This is a genomic window from Leptospira abararensis (genome assembly GCF_016918735.1).
Lineage (GTDB): Bacteria > Spirochaetota > Leptospiria > Leptospirales > Leptospiraceae > Leptospira_A > Leptospira_A abararensis.
Genome location: NZ_JAFFPR010000006.1, coordinates 45,929 through 65,605, shown reverse-complemented (window position 1 = coordinate 65,605; position 19,677 = coordinate 45,929). Strand labels below are relative to the sequence as shown.

Annotated in this window: 18 protein-coding genes; 7 read left to right on the top strand and 11 right to left on the bottom strand. The window is 39.7% G+C overall.

The window, feature by feature from the left end; translation table 11 throughout:
• Window positions 1-206 precede the first annotated feature (206 nt).
• The 5 genes from JWG40_RS01060 (at window position 207) to JWG40_RS01040 (ending at window position 5,650) form a co-directional block, all read left to right on the top strand.
• Window positions 207-1,562 carry a rhodanese gene (locus JWG40_RS01060; RefSeq protein ID WP_205284038.1) on the top strand — a complete coding sequence of 452 codons (1,356 nt, stop codon included), beginning with the start codon at window positions 207-209 and terminating at the stop codon, window positions 1,560-1,562.
• 79 nt (window positions 1,563-1,641) lie between these two features.
• On the top strand, window positions 1,642-2,001 hold the full coding sequence (locus tag JWG40_RS01055) for a hypothetical protein (RefSeq protein WP_205284037.1): 360 nt from the start codon (window positions 1,642-1,644) through the stop codon (window positions 1,999-2,001).
• Between the two features lie 3 nt (window positions 2,002-2,004).
• Complete coding sequence (locus JWG40_RS01050) at window positions 2,005-2,961, top strand: hypothetical protein (protein ID WP_205284036.1); 957 nt, start codon at window positions 2,005-2,007, stop codon at window positions 2,959-2,961.
• Between the two features lie 9 nt (window positions 2,962-2,970).
• Window positions 2,971-4,416, top strand: a complete 1,446-nt coding sequence (locus JWG40_RS01045; RefSeq protein ID WP_205284035.1) for a rhodanese-like domain-containing protein — start codon at window positions 2,971-2,973, stop codon at window positions 4,414-4,416.
• On the top strand, window positions 4,373-5,650 hold the full coding sequence (locus JWG40_RS01040) for an ammonia-forming cytochrome c nitrite reductase subunit c552 (protein WP_332470255.1): 1,278 nt from the start codon (window positions 4,373-4,375) through the stop codon (window positions 5,648-5,650). Before JWG40_RS01045 ends, JWG40_RS01040 begins: the two co-directional genes overlap by 44 nt.
• On the opposite strand, the gene JWG40_RS01035 is transcribed toward JWG40_RS01040, so the two are convergent.
• From JWG40_RS01035 to JWG40_RS00985, 11 genes are all read right to left on the bottom strand, one after another.
• Window positions 5,610-6,782, bottom strand: a complete 1,173-nt coding sequence (locus JWG40_RS01035) for a trans-sulfuration enzyme family protein (protein ID WP_205284034.1) — start codon at window positions 6,780-6,782, stop codon at window positions 5,610-5,612. The genes JWG40_RS01040 and JWG40_RS01035 overlap by 41 nt on opposite strands.
• A 96-nt stretch (window positions 6,783-6,878) precedes the next feature.
• Entirely contained in the window at window positions 6,879-7,547 is a 669-nt protein-coding gene (locus JWG40_RS01030) for an ABC transporter ATP-binding protein (protein WP_205284033.1), read from the bottom strand.
• On the bottom strand, window positions 7,548-8,801 hold the full coding sequence (locus JWG40_RS01025) for an ABC transporter permease (protein ID WP_205284032.1): 1,254 nt from the start codon (window positions 8,799-8,801) through the stop codon (window positions 7,548-7,550). It abuts the gene before it with no gap.
• A 1-nt stretch (window position 8,802) separates the two neighbouring features.
• Window positions 8,803-9,573 carry an efflux RND transporter periplasmic adaptor subunit gene (locus tag JWG40_RS01020; RefSeq protein ID WP_205284031.1) on the bottom strand — a complete coding sequence of 257 codons (771 nt, stop codon included), beginning with the start codon at window positions 9,571-9,573 and terminating at the stop codon, window positions 8,803-8,805.
• Between the two features lie 55 nt (window positions 9,574-9,628).
• A complete protein-coding gene (gene mtaB, locus JWG40_RS01015) occupies window positions 9,629-10,918 on the bottom strand; it encodes a tRNA (N(6)-L-threonylcarbamoyladenosine(37)-C(2))-methylthiotransferase MtaB (protein ID WP_205284030.1) in 1,290 nt (429 codons plus the stop codon).
• Window positions 10,915-11,694 (bottom strand): tetratricopeptide repeat protein, encoded by a 780-nt coding sequence (locus JWG40_RS01010; RefSeq protein WP_205284029.1) that lies wholly within the window; start codon window positions 11,692-11,694, stop codon window positions 10,915-10,917. Before JWG40_RS01010 ends, mtaB begins: the two co-directional genes overlap by 4 nt.
• Window positions 11,691-12,125, bottom strand: coding sequence for a hypothetical protein (locus JWG40_RS01005; protein WP_205284028.1), 435 nt, complete (start codon window positions 12,123-12,125; stop codon window positions 11,691-11,693). Before JWG40_RS01005 ends, JWG40_RS01010 begins: the two co-directional genes overlap by 4 nt.
• Before the next feature lie 26 nt (window positions 12,126-12,151).
• A complete protein-coding gene (locus tag JWG40_RS01000) occupies window positions 12,152-14,704 on the bottom strand; it encodes an ATP-dependent Clp protease ATP-binding subunit (protein ID WP_205284027.1) in 2,553 nt (850 codons plus the stop codon).
• A gap of 60 nt (window positions 14,705-14,764) precedes the next feature.
• Window positions 14,765-15,544 (bottom strand): ATP--guanido phosphotransferase, encoded by a 780-nt coding sequence (locus tag JWG40_RS00995; RefSeq protein ID WP_205284026.1) that lies wholly within the window; start codon window positions 15,542-15,544, stop codon window positions 14,765-14,767.
• A gap of 1 nt (window position 15,545) precedes the next feature.
• Window positions 15,546-16,241 carry an ABC transporter ATP-binding protein gene (locus JWG40_RS00990; protein ID WP_205284025.1) on the bottom strand — a complete coding sequence of 232 codons (696 nt, stop codon included), beginning with the start codon at window positions 16,239-16,241 and terminating at the stop codon, window positions 15,546-15,548.
• Window positions 16,234-17,586 (bottom strand): ABC transporter permease, encoded by a 1,353-nt coding sequence (locus tag JWG40_RS00985; RefSeq protein WP_205284024.1) that lies wholly within the window; start codon window positions 17,584-17,586, stop codon window positions 16,234-16,236. Before JWG40_RS00985 ends, JWG40_RS00990 begins: the two co-directional genes overlap by 8 nt.
• 60 nt (window positions 17,587-17,646) lie before the next feature.
• On the opposite strand from JWG40_RS00985, the gene JWG40_RS00980 reads away from it, so the two are divergent.
• Window positions 17,647-18,633: a hypothetical protein gene (locus JWG40_RS00980; RefSeq protein WP_205284023.1), complete on the top strand. Its 987-nt coding sequence runs from the start codon at window positions 17,647-17,649 to the stop codon at window positions 18,631-18,633.
• A gap of 5 nt (window positions 18,634-18,638) precedes the next feature.
• Entirely contained in the window at window positions 18,639-19,658 is a 1,020-nt protein-coding gene (locus tag JWG40_RS00975) for an LIC_10230 family protein (RefSeq protein WP_205284070.1), read from the top strand.
• The last annotated feature ends 19 nt before the right edge of the window (window positions 19,659-19,677 follow it).

The window sequence follows — 19,677 nt, the reverse complement described above, 5'->3', positions numbered from 1 at the left end:
GGATTAGGAGGAGCCAAGAAGAGAAACCGGGCAAGAGACTGTACATCGTGATAATATATTGCACGTTATATGAGATTTTATATCCAATATATAAGATATTCTGTTTTTCATTTCCTATTCCATCAAAAGACTGACCTTACCTTGTTTCTCTCTTCTGGTGCAACCCCTACAGAAGGGAAACAGGAATAAAATCTAAGGATTAACAAATGAAAACCAATCTACTTTACAAGCTGATTGCTCTTATTACCGCGGGGTTCATCGGAGCCTGCGGGGGAGCCAACAGAAACAATGATACCGAGAGTTTACTCTTAGCAGCCCTTGCCCTCTCTTCAGGAATTAAGGTCAACACTGCTGCTGAATTAGCTAAAGAATCGAATGATGATTATAATCTTAACGAATACGGCCTCATCACTCCTTCCACTTTGGGTAAGTGGGTAAACAATTGGGCGGGCACTAAACCTGCAGGCATCAATGGTAAACTTGTTATCTTACAAAACGGTGCCAGTGCTACAGTTGGAAAAGAATACATTGGTGGTAATGGCATTGATGTTTTTGTGTATTCCTTTACCTTTGCTGATGGAGCAAGTGCTCTTGATGGAGGTGATGGATTCAGTCAAAAACGAAGCAGCGGACTTAGTGACACTGTTTCCATCATCGCAAATGGAACAAAAGTTGATGCCATCCTCAATCGCTACGGAATTGATCCAAACAATGACCTCGTTGTATTTGTTTCATCTGCCAATGCAAGCAGTCATGTACAGGGAACTTTACGTGGATTTTATACTTTTCGATACTGGGGTTTTGATCACAAAAATCTTGCGTTTTTAAACGGAACGTTACCTAGACTCACAGTGAGTGATGGAAACTTTGTTCCTTTCAGTTCAACCACTAACGCCCCTCCAAGTTATACGAACCGTTATTCGGTGAAATCTCTTCGAGTCGACAATACTATCCTAATGTTGCCAGTTGAAGATGTTATTAAAGCAGTAAAGGATCCTAATAACGTATCAATTGCCGGTCTTACCTCTAGTGTATTTATTTCAGATGCGAGGTCATCTTCAGGAAGCAGCAATGAATACAATGGCGTAGTTCGAAGTACAACATCTGAAGTTTCAGGAAAATATGTTGGATTCGAAGGTCGTATTAAAGGTGCGAAAGAAGTTCGATGGACAGACCTATTGGACACAGAATTTAGATTCAAATCCAAAGCAGATCTAAAAACATATTATGATGGAAAAGGTTACCAAATTGGTCAAACTGCGATCCAACTTTGCCGAACCAATAACAGATCACAGGTGACTGGATTTTCCTATATCGCAATCCTTGGATACCCTTCTACTTATTACGACGGAAGTTGGATTGAATGGGGTAGCCTAACAGGAGGTGGACCAGCTCCAAAATTACCGTCTGATTCTCCATTTCGCACAGATCTACCGGAACTATCGGAAGTCATTACTTATAACGTAGCTGGCGATGTGGATGCAACTTTGCCTACAAATCTAAACACTTTCGCAACAACTTCAAGAAAGATTGTGGAAGAAGACAAAGCTTACAAACGATAAAACCAATTGAAAACAAGAGAGGAATGATCCAACATCCCTCTCTTCAAAATAAATAAATCGAATGAACAGGGAAAGTTATATGAAGAACTTAATCAAATTTTTAATCACTGGCCTACTTTTCTTCACAGGATTACAGGCATCGGGCGGAATTGGAGGCGGTGGCATTGCCAACATTCCTCAAGGCCAAGATAGAGAGAAATACCACTTAGGAAAGGCAGTCTACAACCAAGACTTAAGCCTGGAAAAACAAACCAATGTAAAGTTAGTTGAACAAGAAGAACGATTGGAATACTTACAAGGAAGTTTACCAAATACAGAAAAAAGAAGAGTCAATCTCCCTGATTTTGCAGGAAAACTTACCGAAGAACAACTACAAGCACTCGAGTATTTTGTTCAAGTTAGATTCAACGTAAAACTTCCAGAAAAAAAGAAGGAATAAACGATGAAATCTTTCTATAACTTTATAAAAAAAATATCATTTTTATCCATTTTTTTTGCGCCAAGTGTTTATGCCCAACAAGCATGGGCTCCCTATGAAAGACAACTTTGGGTGCGCCCAGTTTTCATTCACTCTGAATATGATAGCGCATTTTTAGCTGGCCAAAAAGCAAAGTATGACGATAACGTTCGTTTATCGGTCGCAAACTTAGCATTAGAATATGGTATCACAGATAGACTTACGGCTGATTTAACTATTGGATTTGGTAAGTTAGGCCGCCATAGAATATTCAATCGTTATTTGGGTTTACAACAAACACCTGATGTTCCCGATAAATATGGATTTATGGACACTCGGTTTGGACTTCGTTATAAAATTTTAGATGAGTTTGACTCTAAATACCGATGGATGCCAACCATATCCCTTCGTGTGGGAGGAATCAAACGTGGAGATTATGATCGCAACCCTCAATCCCTCGGTGACGGTGCTAACGGAGGTGAGGTGAATCTTTACTTGGCGAAAGATTTTGGAATTTGGGGTCTCGGTTCCTTAGGAGAATTCTCTTATAGGAAAAGAGAAAATCCTGTTCCTGATGACATTTTCTATTATTCTGCAATTTACAAACGGTTCTTTGAGTCAGTGTTCTTAACGGTAGGTCTTCGCGGACAAGTGGGACAAGGTGGTTATGCCTACGCTGACCCAAGGCAACAACCACCGCTCAATATGGTTCGTTACCCACAACCTTCAGTGTATGGAATCAATCCTTATGATTATTATGTACAAAATGAACGACCAGCATGGGGTAGAAAAGAAAGTTTCCATAATGCTGAAGTGGGTTTAAGTTATTCAGATAGTTTCGGAAACTTTTATACGCTTTTCTATTCAGAAACAATCGCAGGATACAACACCGCAAGGTTAAAAACCGTGGGATTTGCCGTAACTCTCCCATACAATCTTTGAGGTCTAACCATGAAATTTAATTACTTAACAATACTCAGTCTACTATTTATCCAGATAATAAGTTGCAAAGGCCAACCGGAATATCTGTTTCTTCCACAAAGTTTGAAACTAGATCTAACTCCATTTTTATTCCGAATTTATTCTCCTGCGGAATTGGCCACCCTATCCAATTCAGATTTTAACGCGAACGAAAGCGGATTGATTACTTCATCAAAACTTTCTCGTTACCTATCAAATTGGACAAACAATCGTCCTTCTGGCGTTGTTGGGAATTTAGTTGTTTTTCAAATTCAGACTTCTGGATCTAGCGGACGTTATGTATTTTTTGATGGAAAACAAACATTTGCGTACCCAATTCCAAATTTATCAGATTTGTTAGCCGATACGAGAGATGATGGTGTATTATCAATTGATGGAGTAGTGCCCAAAGGTAAAAAAATCTCAGATTTTTTTGCTATCTATGGAATCGATCCGGTAATCGATTATATCGTATTTGCCCAAGATACCTCTTCCCTTGCAAACCTATCCTCTGCAACATTTGCTTATTACTCCTTATTGTATTGGGGATTTCCAAAAGAAAGATTAGCGCTTTTAAATGGCTCGATTGCAGATTTAACAGCAGCGAATAGTCTTTTTACAACTCCGTCCTACACTTATACCAATAGTAATCGAGCAGGGAATATAAAAAATCTTTACCGCGATCAAACTATTTTGCAGCTCACAATTGGAGATTTGATACATGCCATTAAAAATGGAAATACTAACCTGGAAGAAGTGGATCCAATCCCTTCAGAAGGTTTTTTTCTTATCGATGGCAGACCTAATGCATCGTATACGGGAACAGTCAACTCAACTGCATCTGGTTCAAAATATGCCAATTGTACAAGCAAAACAAATTCGACATTTGTATCGAATACTTGTCTTACCACTTATGAAGGAAGAATCAAGTCTTCTACAAATTTAGTACCAACTGATCTTTATGATGGAACCACTTTTCAGTTTAAATCCCTTAGTCAGTTACAAACCTATTTGAATAATACTGGATACCCGACAAACAAACAAATTTATGTTTACGGCGAAGATGCAACAAAAGGATCTCTTGTTTGGTTTGTATTACACCAAATTCTAGGAAAACCCACGCGGTTGTATGAAGGTGGTTGGAAACAATACGGTGCTCTTGGTCTTCGCTCTCCTTCTTCTGGATCAAGTCCGAGCGCAATCACACAACCTGCTTCTTATTGGAGAACTGATATCGCCACCCTCTCGGAAAGTAATTCCTCCAATGCGGATGCGAATGTTCCCAATTACCAGTTAGATGTATCCAGACAGTATTCTAAAACAGCGAATAAACTGAGAACCGAAGACAAAGGTTTCTTAAGAGGGACCTCCTCTTCAGGATCTTCGGGTGGCGGTGGCTCGCCTAGTGGCGGTGGAGGAAATGCTTGCGGCGGATAATCCCTTAGATAAAATCTACGACATGCCATTCGAAAGATTCCAACTTACAAACATTTTTCTCTTAATGACAATGTTTGTAAGTTGTTTGGACGAAAACTTTATTGAGTCTCATTGGAATCATTCGATTTCGGAACAGGGGCAACCCCCATTACACTTCTCTGCGCTTGAAAAAAACTTGGATCCAAATGCATGTGGGTCATGTCATAAAGATCAGTTTCAAAATTGGGAAAAAAGCCATCATGCTAAATCGATCAGCAAAGGTTTTTTATGGCAGAAGGAAGTTTTATCTTCTAAGGAATACCAATCTTGTTTTCAATGCCATTCACCATTGGCAGAAACAAAATCAGAACTTTCGATTGAATACCAAACTCCTGGAATTCTAAATTCTAAATCTCATAACTTTCCAGATGGAATTTCTAATCCATCAATTCTCTGTGCCTCTTGCCATATTCGAAATCAAGTTCGGTTCGGCCCGCCAAAAAGAATTAACCAGACAAAAGAATATCCTGTAAAAAATTTACCACATAACGGATACATTGCGAAAAAGGAATTTGAATCTTCTGAATTTTGTAAGTCATGTCATACGAGCAAAGAAACAGGGATCAAACTGGGCGGGAAAAAGTTGATGGAAGTTTATTCTGAATGGGAAAATAGTCCTTTTGCAAAAGAGGGAATCCAGTGTCAGAATTGCCATATGCCAGATCGGGAGCACTCCTGGAAGGGAATCCATGATAAAACCTTTGTCCAAAATTCAGTTCGGCCTACCTGGAGTGTGACAGAAAAAAATGGAATTTTCCAAATCCAAGCGGAACTGAAATCCTTGAGTGTTGGTCATGATTTCCCCACTTACATCGTTCCCAAAATCTACTTACGTTTTTATGCTATCCAAAAAAAAGCTTCACGAATCCTCCTTGAAGAATCTGTCATTGGTAGATTTGTCAATACGAGATTAACCGAAGAATACTTTGATACCAGAATCAAACCACTAGGATCCCATGTGGTGCGTTTTGAATACGAACCAAAACAAAAAACGATTCAAGAATTTTTATGGGAAATTGAGGTAGATCCAGACGAACAGTATGTCCGGAGTTTTGAAGAAGAGTTACGTGAAAAAGAAAATCAACTCTCTAAACAATCTAAAGAGTTATTACAAGAGTCCCTTTCTGAAAAAAAGAACTCTCGTTATATGTTATTTACTTTGAGTTTGAAAGTGCCTGTTTCACTTCCTCAATGATATCATCGATATGTTCTAGACCTACAGAAACACGGATGAGTCCAGGAAGGATTCCTACTACAAGTCTTTCAGCTTCCGATAATTTGGAATGTGTTGTCGAAGTAGGATGAGTTACAGTGGTTCTTGTATCCCCTAAATTCGCAGTAAGTGAAAACCACTTTAATGAGTCTAAAAATTTCCTTGCTCGATCGATGCCCCCTTTGATCACAAAGGAAACAATACCACCACCAGCTTTCATTTGTTTTTTAGCGATCGCATAACCTGGATCCTTCGGTAAAAAAGGATACCGAACCAATTCCACATCTGGCGATTGCTCCAAAAACTCAGCTAACTTCATTGCATTCTCAGAATGTCTATCCATCCTTACAGCAAGTGTTTCCAAACTTTTGGATATAATCCATGCATTCATTGGAGAAAGAGATGGTCCTGTATTACGAGCCATATATCGAATTGGTTGGATGAATTCTTTTTTTCCTAAAATGACCCCAGCAATGACCCGCCCTTGGCCATCTAGATATTTGGTAGCCGAATGAATTACAACATCTGCCCCGAAGTCAGCGGGCCTTTGGATATAAGGGGAACAAAAACAATTGTCTACAATGAGGATGGCATTTTTCTTTTTACAGAGCGCTGATACCCATGCTAAGTCTACAATATCAAGACCGGGATTGGAAGGAGTTTCAATATAAACGATTTTTGTATTTTCTTGGAAAGCAGCTTCCCATAACTCAGGTTTGTTGATATCAACATAAGTGGTAGTTACACCAAAACGAGGGAGAATGTTTGCAAAAATCTGATGAGTTGACCCAAAAATGGCCCTTGCTGATACGATATGATCACCTGATTTGATAAGTCCAAACACAGATGTAAACACAGCGGACATCCCTGATGCTGTAGCGATTCCATCTTCAGTATGTTCCAAAGAACAAAGTTTATCTATGAGTTCTGTCGTATTGGGATTGGAAAACCTTGTGTATTGATTTCCGGTAACTTCCTCCGCAAAGAGTGCCCTTGCATGTTCCGCATCATCAAAAACAAAACTAGAAGTTAAAAATAGCGGGGTGGAATGTTCTTTTTCCCCGGTTCGTTTGGTTTGGATGCGGATGGCGTCAGTTTCAAAGTGTTCAAACATATCTTCTACCAAGGTCGGTGAGGAACGTTCGAATTCATCATTTTTTTTGGAAAATATCTGCTATAGAATCGAATTTAAACCAATATAACAGATTTTTTAAGAAATTTCTGCGATTTTACCATCAATCATATGGACACGGCGACTCGCAAGTCCCGCATAATCAGGATCATGCGTAACAAAGAGAATGGTAGTGCCATCTACTTGATTGATTCGTTTAAATATCTCCATCACCTTATCGCCGTTTGCTGTATCTAGGTTACCAGTCGGTTCATCAGCAAAGAGGAACTTTGGTTTCTGTACTAGGGCTCTAGCAATCGCAACCCTTTGGCCTTCCCCACCTGACATTTGACTTGGAAACTTATCCTTACAATGTAAAACTGAAAAACTTTCCATAAGATGGAGGGCATACTCCTCAATCGCCTTATGTTGGCCGGTTTTTCTGGCAGGCATGGTGATATTTTCAAGCCCTGTAAGTTCAGGAAGTAAATAATGAAACTGGAAAACAAAGCCAATGGATAAATTTCTCAATCTATGGATCTCTGCACTTCCCATTCCAACAAGTGAACTTCCATTCAATTGAACGTCACCACTAGTCGGATTGTCAAGTCCACTCACAATGTATAATAAGGTTGATTTACCAGATCCAGATTTTCCTGTGAGAGCAACGAAATCTCCAACCGCTATCTCCAAAGAAACATTCTTTAATACTTCTTGGGGAGGTTCTCCAAAGGATTTAAAAATATTTTTTGCCTCAATTCCAAACATTTATGTAGCTCCTCGAATGATATCCACAGGAGAAAGACGACTTGCCATACGCGCAGGAATATAACTTGCGATAGATGCACTAAGAACGGCAATGAAAAAACCTTTTATATATATCATTAAGTCCCAGGAAATCATCATAGTTTTCATTAGCGCTTTTGAATTGTGTTTTGGATCTCCAATGGGAATACCATCTATATAATAACAACCAAGAAGCCCTACAAAAATTCCAATCACAGCACCTAAGGTTCCCAAAAACAATCCTTGGAATATAAATAATTGGATGGTATCCTTTTCATCAAAACCAATCGACCGAAGGATGGCCACTTCCTTTTTCTTTTGGTTTACAACCATATTCAGAATATTATAAATACCGAAAGCAACGACGAGAATAATTGTAAACGTTGTTGAGTTACGAACAATATCCTGTGTTCTAAAAACCTGAAGAATACTTGCATTTACTTCGTCCCAACTCTCCACCTTGTCTTTGCTAAAGTACCGCCAATCCTCCGCAATTTGCGCAGCGGCTCGAATGTCTTTAATTTTCACAATGATTTGTGAAATTTCCCCACTGGATTTTGTGATACTTTGAACAGTAGATAAGGAAGAGTAAACGGTAACTTCATCAACCAAACGATTTCCCGTACTCAAAATACCTACCACTTTCACCGGAATTAAATCGGTTCCAGGAATGTATACAGAAATGGTATCGCCAATTTTTGCCCCTAATTTATTAAGTACACCTTCTCCCATAATGGCAAGGGAGGTTCCGCGAGACAAATCTGAAAGTTTTCCTTCCACAATATAATCACTTAAGTTTGTAACTTTAGGTTGGATATTAGGATCAACACCGACAAACCTTGCAGGTGCCGTTGACTTACCATTTACAAAAATAACTTCTTTTGTTAGTTGAGGTGCAAAGGAAACAACTCTATGGTCATTCGAAAGTTTATCCATCCATCCAAGAACATTTGTTAATCGAGAATTATCAGTCCTTCCGGATGGAGGAGACAACCAACGAACTGTTTTGCCTTGAAAAAAAACATCTTCAAAGGTTCGTTCCGTAACCAATTCGTCTTTAGGAGAAATCTTAATTTGTCCGTCCGAATTCACAAGTTGATCTGTGATCACAGCTTGAAACCCAAGCATAATTCCTGAAAATACAATGTATCCAGCCGTTCCTAGAATAATTCCGATGAGTGTGAGGATCGACTGTTGGGGTCTAGAAAGGATTTGTCTGATGGCAAGAAACAACATATTAGTTTTTGACCAATACTTCGTCGCCTTCTTTCAAATCTCCTTGGATAAGTTCCCCATATTCAGAGTTGATCGCTCCAATCCGAATTTCAATTTTATCACGTTTTCCATTGCGAAATCGAGTGAGTTTTCCTCTATCAACAGCAACTAACGGGACTAAGATGACATTTTCCTTAGAAGAAACTTCGATGGCAACATCGGTTGTCATGTCTGGCAAAATCCCTTGTGGCAGTTCCTGTGGCTCAATTCTTACCAAAAACTGTCCATCCGATGGATATATCCTTTCCACCTTTCCCTTATACACATTCCCTCGAATGGACTCAAAACTAAGTTGGACTACTTGTTCTGGTTTTACACGTAAGGCGGATTCTTGGTCTAGAGAAACGGATATATAAACTTCTTTTAAATTTTGGATTTCCAAAATAGGAATTCCAGGCATTGCTATTTCATTTTTTGCCACGTTTAACTTTGTCAAGGTGCCATTAAATGGGGACCGAAAGGTAATTCCTGAATCATTAACAAGGAGAGCTTGGCCTTTGGTTACGGTTTGCCCCTCTTCTACAAAAATCTCTCGAACCGAGGCCGCAATCCCAAACTTTAGACTAAAACTATCGACTGGTTTCACAGTTCCTAAAGCATAGACTGCCTCTACTAAGGAACCTCTTTCGATACCGAGGCGATTTGATTGAGAATTTCGAATGAAAAAGTAAGACGTAACAATTAGAACGATTACAAGAACGGAACCAACGATATATAACTTTTTACGATCCATGTTGACCTTATCATATCGGATCGAGAGTTTTTGGGAATTCTTTTTCTAAGGAAAACTAAAGAGACAATCCAAAAACAAACTCACCTTCTCTATCTTTGGCGGGTCTGTATTCAAGACACCTAACATCAACAAACTGACCAGTTTGTAAGGTATCAAATCGGAAAGAATCCGCCAAACGACCTTTTAGGTAATTGTCCGTCACAAGTCTTCCATCACTTTCGAGAATGGCTTCATAAGTTTTTCCCATCACAGATTCTGCATATTTAGTATGAAGCGTAGAACTCAGTGACATCAAATCAAGCACTCTGCGTTTTTTTTCATCACCAGGAATCGGATCCCCAAAACTTTCGGCCGTTGTTCCCTTACGAACCGAATATGGGAAAACATGTAACTTAGCAAAACCTAGTTCCACTAACAAATCCTTGGTTTCTTGAAATTCTACTTCTGTTTCGGAAGGAAATCCAACAATCACATCGGTTCCGAGAAATAAGTTGGGAAGTTTTTCTTTTGCTAGTTCGATCCTTGTGCGGAATGCATCTGGATGATAAGTCCTTCGCATGTCTTTTAAAACCTTACGGCTTCCGCTTTGAATCGGAATGTGCAAAAATTTGCAAAACCTTGGATGTTTCATAAGGTCCAGTAAACCGGAACCCACGTCAGGTGGTTCAATGGAGGAAAGGCGAATGCGAGTATATTCTAAAACCTTTAGAATGTCTTCCAAAAGATTCAAAAAACCCTTTTCCCCATTTTCTAGCCTGTACCAACCGAGGTTAACGCCCGTTAATTGAATTTCACCAACGCCATTGTCCTGGAGGTATTTGACTTGGTCTAAAACATCATTATAATTTCTGCTGACCCCAAGTCCCCTTGCCGCCGGAATTTTACAATAGGAACATTTCCGATTACATCCATCTTGGATTTTTAAATAGGCACGTGTATGGCCTTCGGGAAGTACATCGGAATAAGAAAAACGATCGAGTGCCTTATGGGGATAGGATTCTTTTCCTTCCCAATCTTCTAAAATTTTATAGGGAAGAGCACTTTTATCTGTATTGCCAAATACACCAAAAACTCCCGGGATATTTTGTAAAATTTCCTTATCCGTTTCCGCATAACAACCTGTTACATAAACTTTGGCACCGGGGTTCGTTCGAATGGCATTTCGAATGATATTACGATTCTTTACGTCAGCTTTATTGGTAACAGTACAAGTATTGACAACTATGTATTGAGCTTCTTCTTCTGCCTGTGCAAGAGAAAAACCTTTTTCTTTTAGTACTGAGTACATACCATCGGTCTCAAAAAAATTCAACCGGCAACCAAGTGTATGGAACTTAATTTTCACAGGGATGTGAAGGCAGCAATCCGTTTCGAATTTTCTTTAATCGTATTACTTTCCCCATTTAAATCAGACGCTTTTTGGATACATTCTTTCGCTTCTGATAAATAAGTATTTGCTTGGGATTTTTTACCCAATTTTTTGTTCGATTTGTACAAAGACTCTTGGACAAGAGCTAAGTTGTTCCAAATTTCTGCAGAGTTTTGATTCAAGGAAGATGCCCAGCGTAAACTAACATCTGCTTTGTCATAATTTTTTAAGTTATAATAAATTTTACCTTCTAACTCCAACATCCGAAAGTCACTGGGGCTACCTGCTTTTGCTTTTTCAATTTGAGAAAGAGCTGTTTTGGACGCCCCTTTTTCTGAAAGTGCCAAAGCATAAAAATACCTCACTTCTGGATTTTGTGGGTATAGCGGAATGGTTTTTTCGGCCAGTTCAATGGCTGGTTTCCATTTTTTATGGCGGGTTAAAATGGCAAGGCTTGTTTGCAAAAGATCCTCATCATCGGGTTTACGTTTTCTTGCTTCTAAAATGTTTTTATAAGAATTTTCGAAATCATTCAGTTTATCATAGTTAAATGCAAGTAATGCAAAGAATTCATAAGAGGATTTACCATCAGTCATAAGGCTTTTTACAAGTTCAATCGACTTGCTGTAGTTTTTCACCTTATATTCATCAACAGCTTGAAAGTAAGCAGAACCTACCTGTTCTTTTTCTTGAGCATAAAGAGATGTTACGAGAAGACAAGTAACAGCGGCAATGTGGATAAAATGTTTCATAAAAGGTCCGATGGAACTGTAATGGAGTTCAAATTGACCGAATCAATCCTAGAATGATAGGGTTCGATAGGGTCCAGGTATAGGAAAACGCTGCCCCCTTTGGAAAGCAAGTAATGTTCGATATGTTCCTCGGTGATGATTTCGGTGTCGGCCGTATAAAGAATCGGATTTTCACCTAGGCCCATATGGACATGAAATTCCTGATTCAGGAGAAAATCTGATAAATTGAGATAACCAGAACCAAAATAGAGTCCCGATTGGAAGTAATATTTATAATAAACTTTGACTTCGGGGAGAATGAGATTGGGCCGAATGTAACCCAATTCAATTCGTTCAATGGTTCCCACCGTGCGGATTTTCCGGAGTTGGAACCAAACTTTGCGAATGAAAAAATAGGAAAACAGAAAGACGAGGGGAATGAGGATAGCCATTTCCGTTCGCCTTTCCGAAAGGCTCTCTAAACGAGAGCCAAATCTTTTTCCTCGGCACTTGGGGAAGGGCCGTCATCTTTTTTAGGAGGCTCTGTATATTCAGTCCAAGGTGTTTCTGAATACACAAGTTTTCCTTCTACTAAATCCACAAGGATCTTAGTTGGATTGTCATAGACACCTTTCAAAGACTGCACAGCCATATAGTCTTCCAATTCTCTTTGGAACACACGTCGCAGTGGACGAGCTCCATAGTTTTGGTCGTATCCAATGGTAGCGAAATGTTCCTTTGCGGCAAATGAAAGATCCACAAGCACTTTCTTTTCAGTCAGGCGTTTGTTAAAGTCTTTTAACATAATATCCACAATGTTTACGATCTCTTCTTTTTTGAGAGGAGCAAAGTAAACCACTTCATCGACACGGTTTAGGAACTCAGGATTGAAATGTTTTTTCAATTGTTCCCTAGCCTGTTCCGCTTTGTAAGTTTCTCTTTCGTCTGCAAAATCTTCAAAACCCAATCGACCACCTTTCGAAATTTCTTTCGCAGCAATGTTCGATGTCATGATGATGATGGTATCGCGAAAGTTTACCTTACGCCCTTTCGTATCGGTTAAATTCCCTTCTTCCATGATTTGGAGTAGGATATTAAAAAGATCATGGTGAGCCTTTTCGATTTCATCAAGAAGAACCAAACTGTATGGTTTTCTTCTTACGAATTCTGTGAGTTGGCCACCATCATCATATCCGACGTAACCTGGAGGAGCTCCGATGAGCCTTGAAACCGCATGAGGTTCCATGTATTCTGACATATCAATACGTAACATATTGTCTTCAGAACCAAAGAGTTGTTCTGCGAGTGCTTTTGCAAGTTCCGTTTTTCCGACACCTGTTGGGCCAAGAAAAATAAACGATCCCGTAGGTCGTTTTTCACTTTTAAGTCCAGTGCGTGAACGGCGAACAGCACGAGCCACTTTTTCGATAGCGTCAGTTTGACCCACAATGCGAGTTTTGATGTCTTCTTCCAAATTGAGAAGTTTTGTATTTTCGGACTCTTCCATTTTTTTCAAAGGAATTCCAGTCCAGAGGCTAACAACGGATAGGATGTCTTCTTCTTCAATCGAAACAGCATACCCTTCCATTCGTTCTTGCCACTGTTTGGTTTTTTCATCCAAAAGGCCTTTTTTACGATTCACTTCATCACGAACGGCAGCCGCTTTTTCATACTCTTGGCTACGAACCAAATCTTCTTTTTTAACAGAAAGACCTTTGATTTCTTCTTCGATCTCTTTGATTTCGTTCGGACGTTGGCAATTGGCAAGACGTGCTTTCGCTCCGGCCTCATCAATGATATCAATGGCTTTGTCCGGTAAAAAACGATCGTTGATATAACGGTGAGATAATTTTACCGCTTGTTCGATCGCTTTTTCCGTATAACGCACCTTATGGTGAGCTTCATACGCTTTTTTCAAACCATCTAAGATCAGAACTGCATCATCCACAGAAGGTTCAAGAACCTTCACCATTTGGAATCTTCTCTCCAAAGCAGAATCTTTTTCGATGTACTTGCGGTATTCGTTATTGGTTGTCGCACCAATACATTGCAACTCACCTCGTGCGAGAGCTGGTTTGAGAATGTTTGCTGCATCCACCGCTCCCTCTGCCGCACCCGCTCCAATGAGAGTGTGCAACTCATCAATAAAGATGATGATGTTTTGGGAGGTGACGATTTCTTTCATGATTTTTTTCAATCGTTCTTCAAACTCACCACGATATTTAGTACCAGCAATTAGGCTTGCTAAATCAAGAGATAACACTCGTTTATCGAAAAGAAGGTCAGGAACCAACTTTTCAATCACAGCTTGGGCAAGGCCTTCCACAATGGCAGTTTTACCCACACCTGATTCTCCCACGAGCACTGGGTTATTTTTTGTTTTACGAGAAAGGATTTGAATCACTCTTTCGATTTCTTTCGAACGACCAATCACTGGATCCAATTTTTTCTCACGAGCCAGTTGCGTTAAATCCCTTGCAAACTCATCCAAAATAGGAGTTTTACTCTTTTCTTGTCTTGGAGCTGCCGTTTGCGTTTGGCCTTGTGGACCCGATTGTGTTCCCGTAGTTCCGCCACCCACTGCACCTGATGGTGGTGCTCCTAAAAGTCGTAAAATCTCTGATTTAATGACGTTATAATTTACGCTGAAAGAGGATAACGATCCACCGGCGATATTATTATTATCGCGAAGTAGTGCCAAAAGAATGTGTTCGGTTCCCACATAGTTATGTTTGAGGCGTTTTGCTTCCTCTTTAGAAACTTCGATCATTTTTTGGTATTTGTCTTGTCCTTGACTTACATCAAGTAACAAGGCACCCGAACCCTCACGAGTTCTCTTTTCGACTTCTTTACGGAGTTCGTTCAAATTGATGTTTAGATTCGTAAGAATCTTAATCGCGACAGAGTCCTCCTCCCGGAGAAGCCCAAGTAGAATGTGTTCAGGACCGATAAAATCGGAACCCAAACGTTTCGCCTCATCTTGGGCGATTTCGTTGATGACTCTTTTTGCTCTTTTTGTGAATTCCAACATGCCGCACCCTGCCTTTATTAATTAGACGAACGTCCTTGTTCCCATCATGACCGTACCGGTTTAATAGGAGCCGAGTAAACCAAGAATTTTGTAAAACTGACGTTTTTGAACTGCCAAAACGTTCTTCCACGAGATTTTTACGACAAGAACACGGTCTTTTCCGAAGTTCCTCATTCTATGATCGGTGGATGGAGCAAATTCTATACCAAATTCAGGTAATGTTTGTAAAATTGAAAAAAACTCAGAAACGAGCTCGGGATCAAGTCCGACTAGGATCGAATCTCGCCTTCCCCGAACCAAATTGGTAGGACAGGAGGAAACGAAACCAAGCTCAGGTAGGACGGCCCAGTGATCCTTTTGGAACAAAAACCGAAAAAGGGAAACTTTCTCCTTTGGAATTCCCAGCGTTTTCCGATGGTCTCGCTCCCACTTGGGAGAGCAGGTTTCCCAACGGATATGGTCTTCCGAACCTAAATAAAAACCTGTCCGGCGTTGGTGGTTTTCGGTAGAATCAACGGGAAGAAAATTCTCCTCCCCATACAATAAGGAGCCGAGCCCATTTTCAACTAACAATTGTTTGGATTTTTCAATGAGTGGATCATAAAAAGGGAACAAATTCGATCTTAGATTTCTTGTGATCCGGGTTCGTAATGACAAAAGCCTTAAAGACTTTGCGTTGATTTTTACAAATGATTCTAAAGTTTGGATCAGGCTTTCAGGGATTTTTGTTTTGGGATTTGGCTTGGGGTAGTTAAAAATTTGAGCACAATGGACACAACCGAACTTGCCGCTTTTACGAAACTGAATTTCTTTGGTTCCGCAAAAACGACAAAACAGCATGTCAGATAACTGGAGTTAGTTGCCCTGACACAATTCGATTCCGTTTATGAGCCATGGAAGCTAATTCCAAGTCATGAGTCACGAGAATCAAAGAAAACTTAAATTCGTTTTGGAGTTCCTTGATGAGATCCATCAAATGCCTTGAGTTGTCTCTGTCCAAGTTTCCAGTCGGCTCATCTGCCAATATGAGTTGCCGTCTACCCACAAGGGCACGCGCTACTCCAACGCGAGCACTCTCTCCTCCCGAAAGTTGGGAAGGAAAACTTTCTGTTCTTTCCCCAAGTCCTACTTTTTTTAAAATCTCTGTGGCTTGCTGTTTCGCTAAGGAAGGATTCATCCTAGCAATAAGAAGTGGCATCATCACATTTTCCAAAGCAGTAAAGTCTGGCAACAAAAGATGTTGTTGGAAAATAAAAGAAATTTTTTCTGCACGAAAACTTTCTCTTTGTTTTTCATTTAGGTTTTTAAGACTCACTCCGCAAACTTCCACCTCACCGTCGTCAAACGAATCCATGGCACCAAGGATATTGAGAAGTGTGGATTTTCCCACTCCCGATGCCCCTTCCACAGAAACAATCTCTCCAGGCATCACTTCAAAATCAAGACCAGAAATGATATGATACTTTTTGTCTACAACCTGGTAATATTTTTCTAATTTGCGAACAGAGACAGTTGGTTTTACATTGATATCAGTCATTTCTTATTGTATCCACAGGGTTTAGATTAGCGGCCATACGTGCCGGGAAATATCCAGCAAGGCCAGAGAGAATGGTTGCTGCTGTTGTCACCATAAAGATAAAGGATATATCAATATCCACAGGGATATGATCAAAATAATAAATATCTTTTGGAACAAGTTCTACTGGATCCCAATCCCCAGGATTGAGTAAACCACCAACACCATTAATAATCTCGGAGATTACATTGATGATGACTTCTAATTTTGTCGCAATGAAGATTCCCGTCATCCCACCAACGAGAGATGATAAAATTCCCACAATCATTGCATTCAATGTAAAGATGAGTAGAATATCGTTTGAAGCAAGACCCAGTGCTTTCAAAGTTCCAATTGAGCGACGTTTTGCACGGATGAGAGAGTGGACAGTAGCCACCATCCCGAGGGCAGCAAGAACGATGAAAAGAAAAACAATAATGGAGATGATTGTTTTTTCAAGCCTAAGAGCGGCCAAAAAGTTTTCTTGTTCTTCCGCGATGGTTCGCACTGAAAAGGAAGTTTCCTCTTGGATTTTTGGATTCCAATTGTCTTCGTTTAACCGAGATAAGATTCTATGTTTAGTGAGTTTTAAATCATCTAGGGAACGAACCTTAATTGCTACTTGGTTTACAGCACCTTTCATTTTAAAAAACTCTTGGGCTTGTGGGAGAGACAAAAACACAAACTTGGAATCATAGTTATAATATCCCGTTTTGAAAAGTCCTGTCAGACGAAAGGTTTGTACATTCACCTGCACCCCTCGTTCGACAGTAAACCTTCCTCCAGGAACTGCCATGGTAATTTCTCGGCCGAGACCGTATCCATAAATGGCACTCATCTCTTTTCCCACGACTACGAGTTTCTTCGTATTGATGGCTTGGATTTCATTTCGATCATATTGTAAGATCCGAGGGAAGTTGGGTAGACCATTTTCCACCAATTTTTCTACGGAGTCAACGGGGACTGCGCGTATCATTATCGGGTTAAAGTTATTATTGCTTTGGATGAGACCGTGGCTTGTGATGTTTCCTTCCACGGAAACAAAGGACTCTGCTAACTTCGGGTCAGACTTGAGGTATTCAATGACCTTTTCGTATTCATATATGGCACCAGAGCCATAGGAGTTCTCTATCGTGATATGAGGCCCCCCTTGCCAAAGTGATTCTTTTACTTGTTTTTGGAATCCGTTGAAAATGGAGAGGACTACTACTAGGAGTCCGACTCCGACCGCCATAACAATGAACGACAGCCTGGATTTGATAGAGAGGAATCCCAGTACTCTGGACCCTCGGATGTAACGGATTGTGATTAAAGAGACGATTCCCATGATGACCTAATCTTTTTGACAGCTTTCTTCTAAAGATGGATACTGTCAAAAAAGAACCTTATGCCTGAGACACCAAACTATTATTCTGTCAAAGTAAACCTTCGAGACGAAGCCAACATGGTCTATACCATGATTGCCGCCGTCATAGACCCGGTTGAAACCAAATCGGTGAAGTTTGAGGGAGTTTCGTGTACAAGCCCACTTTCCCTTTTGCCCGTTCGGTCCACATTTCAGGACTTTTACAACCGGATGCAAAGGGTCATCTACAAAGGGGAACAACAAAAAAACATTACCAAGTCTCTCCAGGAGCTTATCAAAACTAAATTTGGTTCGGAAAGTTTTTTAGAAGAAATCCTCCATTATATGGACCACAACCTAACGGACCGTTTGGATTTTGTTTTTAGCGAAATTCACAAAAGAACCTCTGGAAACTCCGAACCTAAGGTAGAAATCCATTTTGAACTGATCGATCCAAATGAAATTTCCAAAACCACCGTGGATGAGGAGGAAATTGCAAAAAAAGAAGCTCCTCCAGTAACTCCGGTTCCCCAAGCCTCTGGATTTTTAATTCCAGCAGACAAACAAATTGTTCAATTCAAATTCCAACTCTCTCCTGTGAATGGAGTTCCTCTCGTAGAACTCAAAGCAGGTGACAATGTGTACATCCGCTTGGTTCCAGGAGATGGAGTGACAGATTCCATCATCAATACCTTAGAGTTGAAAGAAGAATCTGGTGCAATCAAACAAATCCCGGCTAAAATTGTAAACATCTCGAATAACAAGAATTTTTCGGAAGTTGTCATCAAAATCAATGAACAAGTATACGGCAAAATCATTGAAGAAGAAAACTCTGTAAAAATCAAAACAACCGACAGCCAACAAGGTGCTGCCAACATCATGAATTCAGTTGCCTCACCGACTGTTGCGGTCTCAAAAGCCAAACAAAAACCGACACTATCTGCAGATGAAAGTTTCCATTTATGGCCCTACATTATTATGTTAGTTGTTCTCGCCATTGGAATGATGACTATTTTTGTGATCTTATAATCTTTATGTATAAATTGAAAAAACAACTCCCTATCATTGCTTCCCTATTCATTGCTTTTGTAATCCTCCACTCGCTCTTCGTTGATTACACAGTCCAGTTCCCAGATTATATAACCGCAGAATCTTCAGAACAGACAGCGGAATCCATGAAACCAAAGATAATCTTAGAAAATGGGGTTTTGAACCGAATCTCCTATTTGGAATCTTTTTTGGTACAGTTAGAATCAAGAGAACTCCCCGTTGATACAGAGCAGGAAGAAACAAAAGACAATATCAAACGAGTATTAGTAGGCCAAAAGTTACTTCTGGGCCTTTCCTTATTTTATTTACTTTTAGCCTTTTCTACTGCTGTTTCTTATGCTTTTAGAGCCTGGTTTCATAAGTCTTTAGCGAATGTTTTTTACCCTGTATCTTTTGTCGTTTTAGCACCCAAAGTTTTTTACCAACTCAATCTAATCTCGCAAAAAGAAATTTCAGCTTACTTCTATTTTGTTTTTTTGGTGATCACTTATGGAATGAGCGTGATTGCTTATCGTTTGATTTTAAAAAACAAAGAATTAGCGGAAGGATTTCAGTCTCTACAGTTTTCTTCTTCTCTTGAAGAAGAAGGCAGATCTCCCAGTAATACAAAAACTGGATCTATCCTAGGTCCGGTATTCCATGTAGTATTTATTATTCTCATTGGAATTTTAATCGGGAACTTTATATACATTCCGCTTTTTCTCTTACAAAAACACTATGTAACTGAATTTAGTTACTTTATATTCTTTTTACTAGGACTCTTATCTCTATTTTATATATTCAATTACAAAAAAGTAGGTGGAGAAGAGAACAATAGTAATTGGAAGAATTTAGCCGTTAGTTTTGCTTATTTACAATTCCGATTTTTAAGAAATGGTTTCTTTGCGGTGTTTAGCACCATTTTGATTGTTTTGTTTGTAACGTTTCTGTTTAGCCTTTTACTCTTTAATATTGATTTAATCCAAAACCACCTGGGCCTTTTTGGTAAAGCGACTGAATTCTAAACCCTAGATTAAAAAAGGA

Coding starts and splice junctions, on each gene's coding strand:
- JWG40_RS01060 (WP_205284038.1), top strand. CDS start 207: ATGAAAACCAATCTACTTTACAAGCTGATTGCTCTTATTACCGCGGGG.
- JWG40_RS01055 (WP_205284037.1), top strand. CDS start 1,642: ATGAAGAACTTAATCAAATTTTTAATCACTGGCCTACTTTTCTTCACA.
- JWG40_RS01050 (WP_205284036.1), top strand. CDS start 2,005: ATGAAATCTTTCTATAACTTTATAAAAAAAATATCATTTTTATCCATT.
- JWG40_RS01045 (WP_205284035.1), top strand. CDS start 2,971: ATGAAATTTAATTACTTAACAATACTCAGTCTACTATTTATCCAGATA.
- JWG40_RS01035 (WP_205284034.1), bottom strand. CDS start 6,782: ATGTTTGAACACTTTGAAACTGACGCCATCCGCATCCAAACCAAACGA.
- JWG40_RS01030 (WP_205284033.1), bottom strand. CDS start 7,547: ATGTTTGGAATTGAGGCAAAAAATATTTTTAAATCCTTTGGAGAACCT.
- JWG40_RS01025 (WP_205284032.1), bottom strand. CDS start 8,801: ATGTTGTTTCTTGCCATCAGACAAATCCTTTCTAGACCCCAACAGTCG.
- JWG40_RS01020 (WP_205284031.1), bottom strand. CDS start 9,573: ATGGATCGTAAAAAGTTATATATCGTTGGTTCCGTTCTTGTAATCGTT.
- JWG40_RS01010 (WP_205284029.1), bottom strand. CDS start 11,694: ATGAAACATTTTATCCACATTGCCGCTGTTACTTGTCTTCTCGTAACA.
- JWG40_RS01005 (WP_205284028.1), bottom strand. CDS start 12,125: ATGGCTATCCTCATTCCCCTCGTCTTTCTGTTTTCCTATTTTTTCATT.
- JWG40_RS01000 (WP_205284027.1), bottom strand. CDS start 14,704: ATGTTGGAATTCACAAAAAGAGCAAAAAGAGTCATCAACGAAATCGCC.
- JWG40_RS00995 (WP_205284026.1), bottom strand. CDS start 15,544: ATGCTGTTTTGTCGTTTTTGCGGAACCAAAGAAATTCAGTTTCGTAAA.
- JWG40_RS00990 (WP_205284025.1), bottom strand. CDS start 16,241: ATGACTGATATCAATGTAAAACCAACTGTCTCTGTTCGCAAATTAGAA.
- JWG40_RS00985 (WP_205284024.1), bottom strand. CDS start 17,586: ATGGGAATCGTCTCTTTAATCACAATCCGTTACATCCGAGGGTCCAGA.
- JWG40_RS00980 (WP_205284023.1), top strand. CDS start 17,647: ATGCCTGAGACACCAAACTATTATTCTGTCAAAGTAAACCTTCGAGAC.
- JWG40_RS00975 (WP_205284070.1), top strand. CDS start 18,639: ATGTATAAATTGAAAAAACAACTCCCTATCATTGCTTCCCTATTCATT.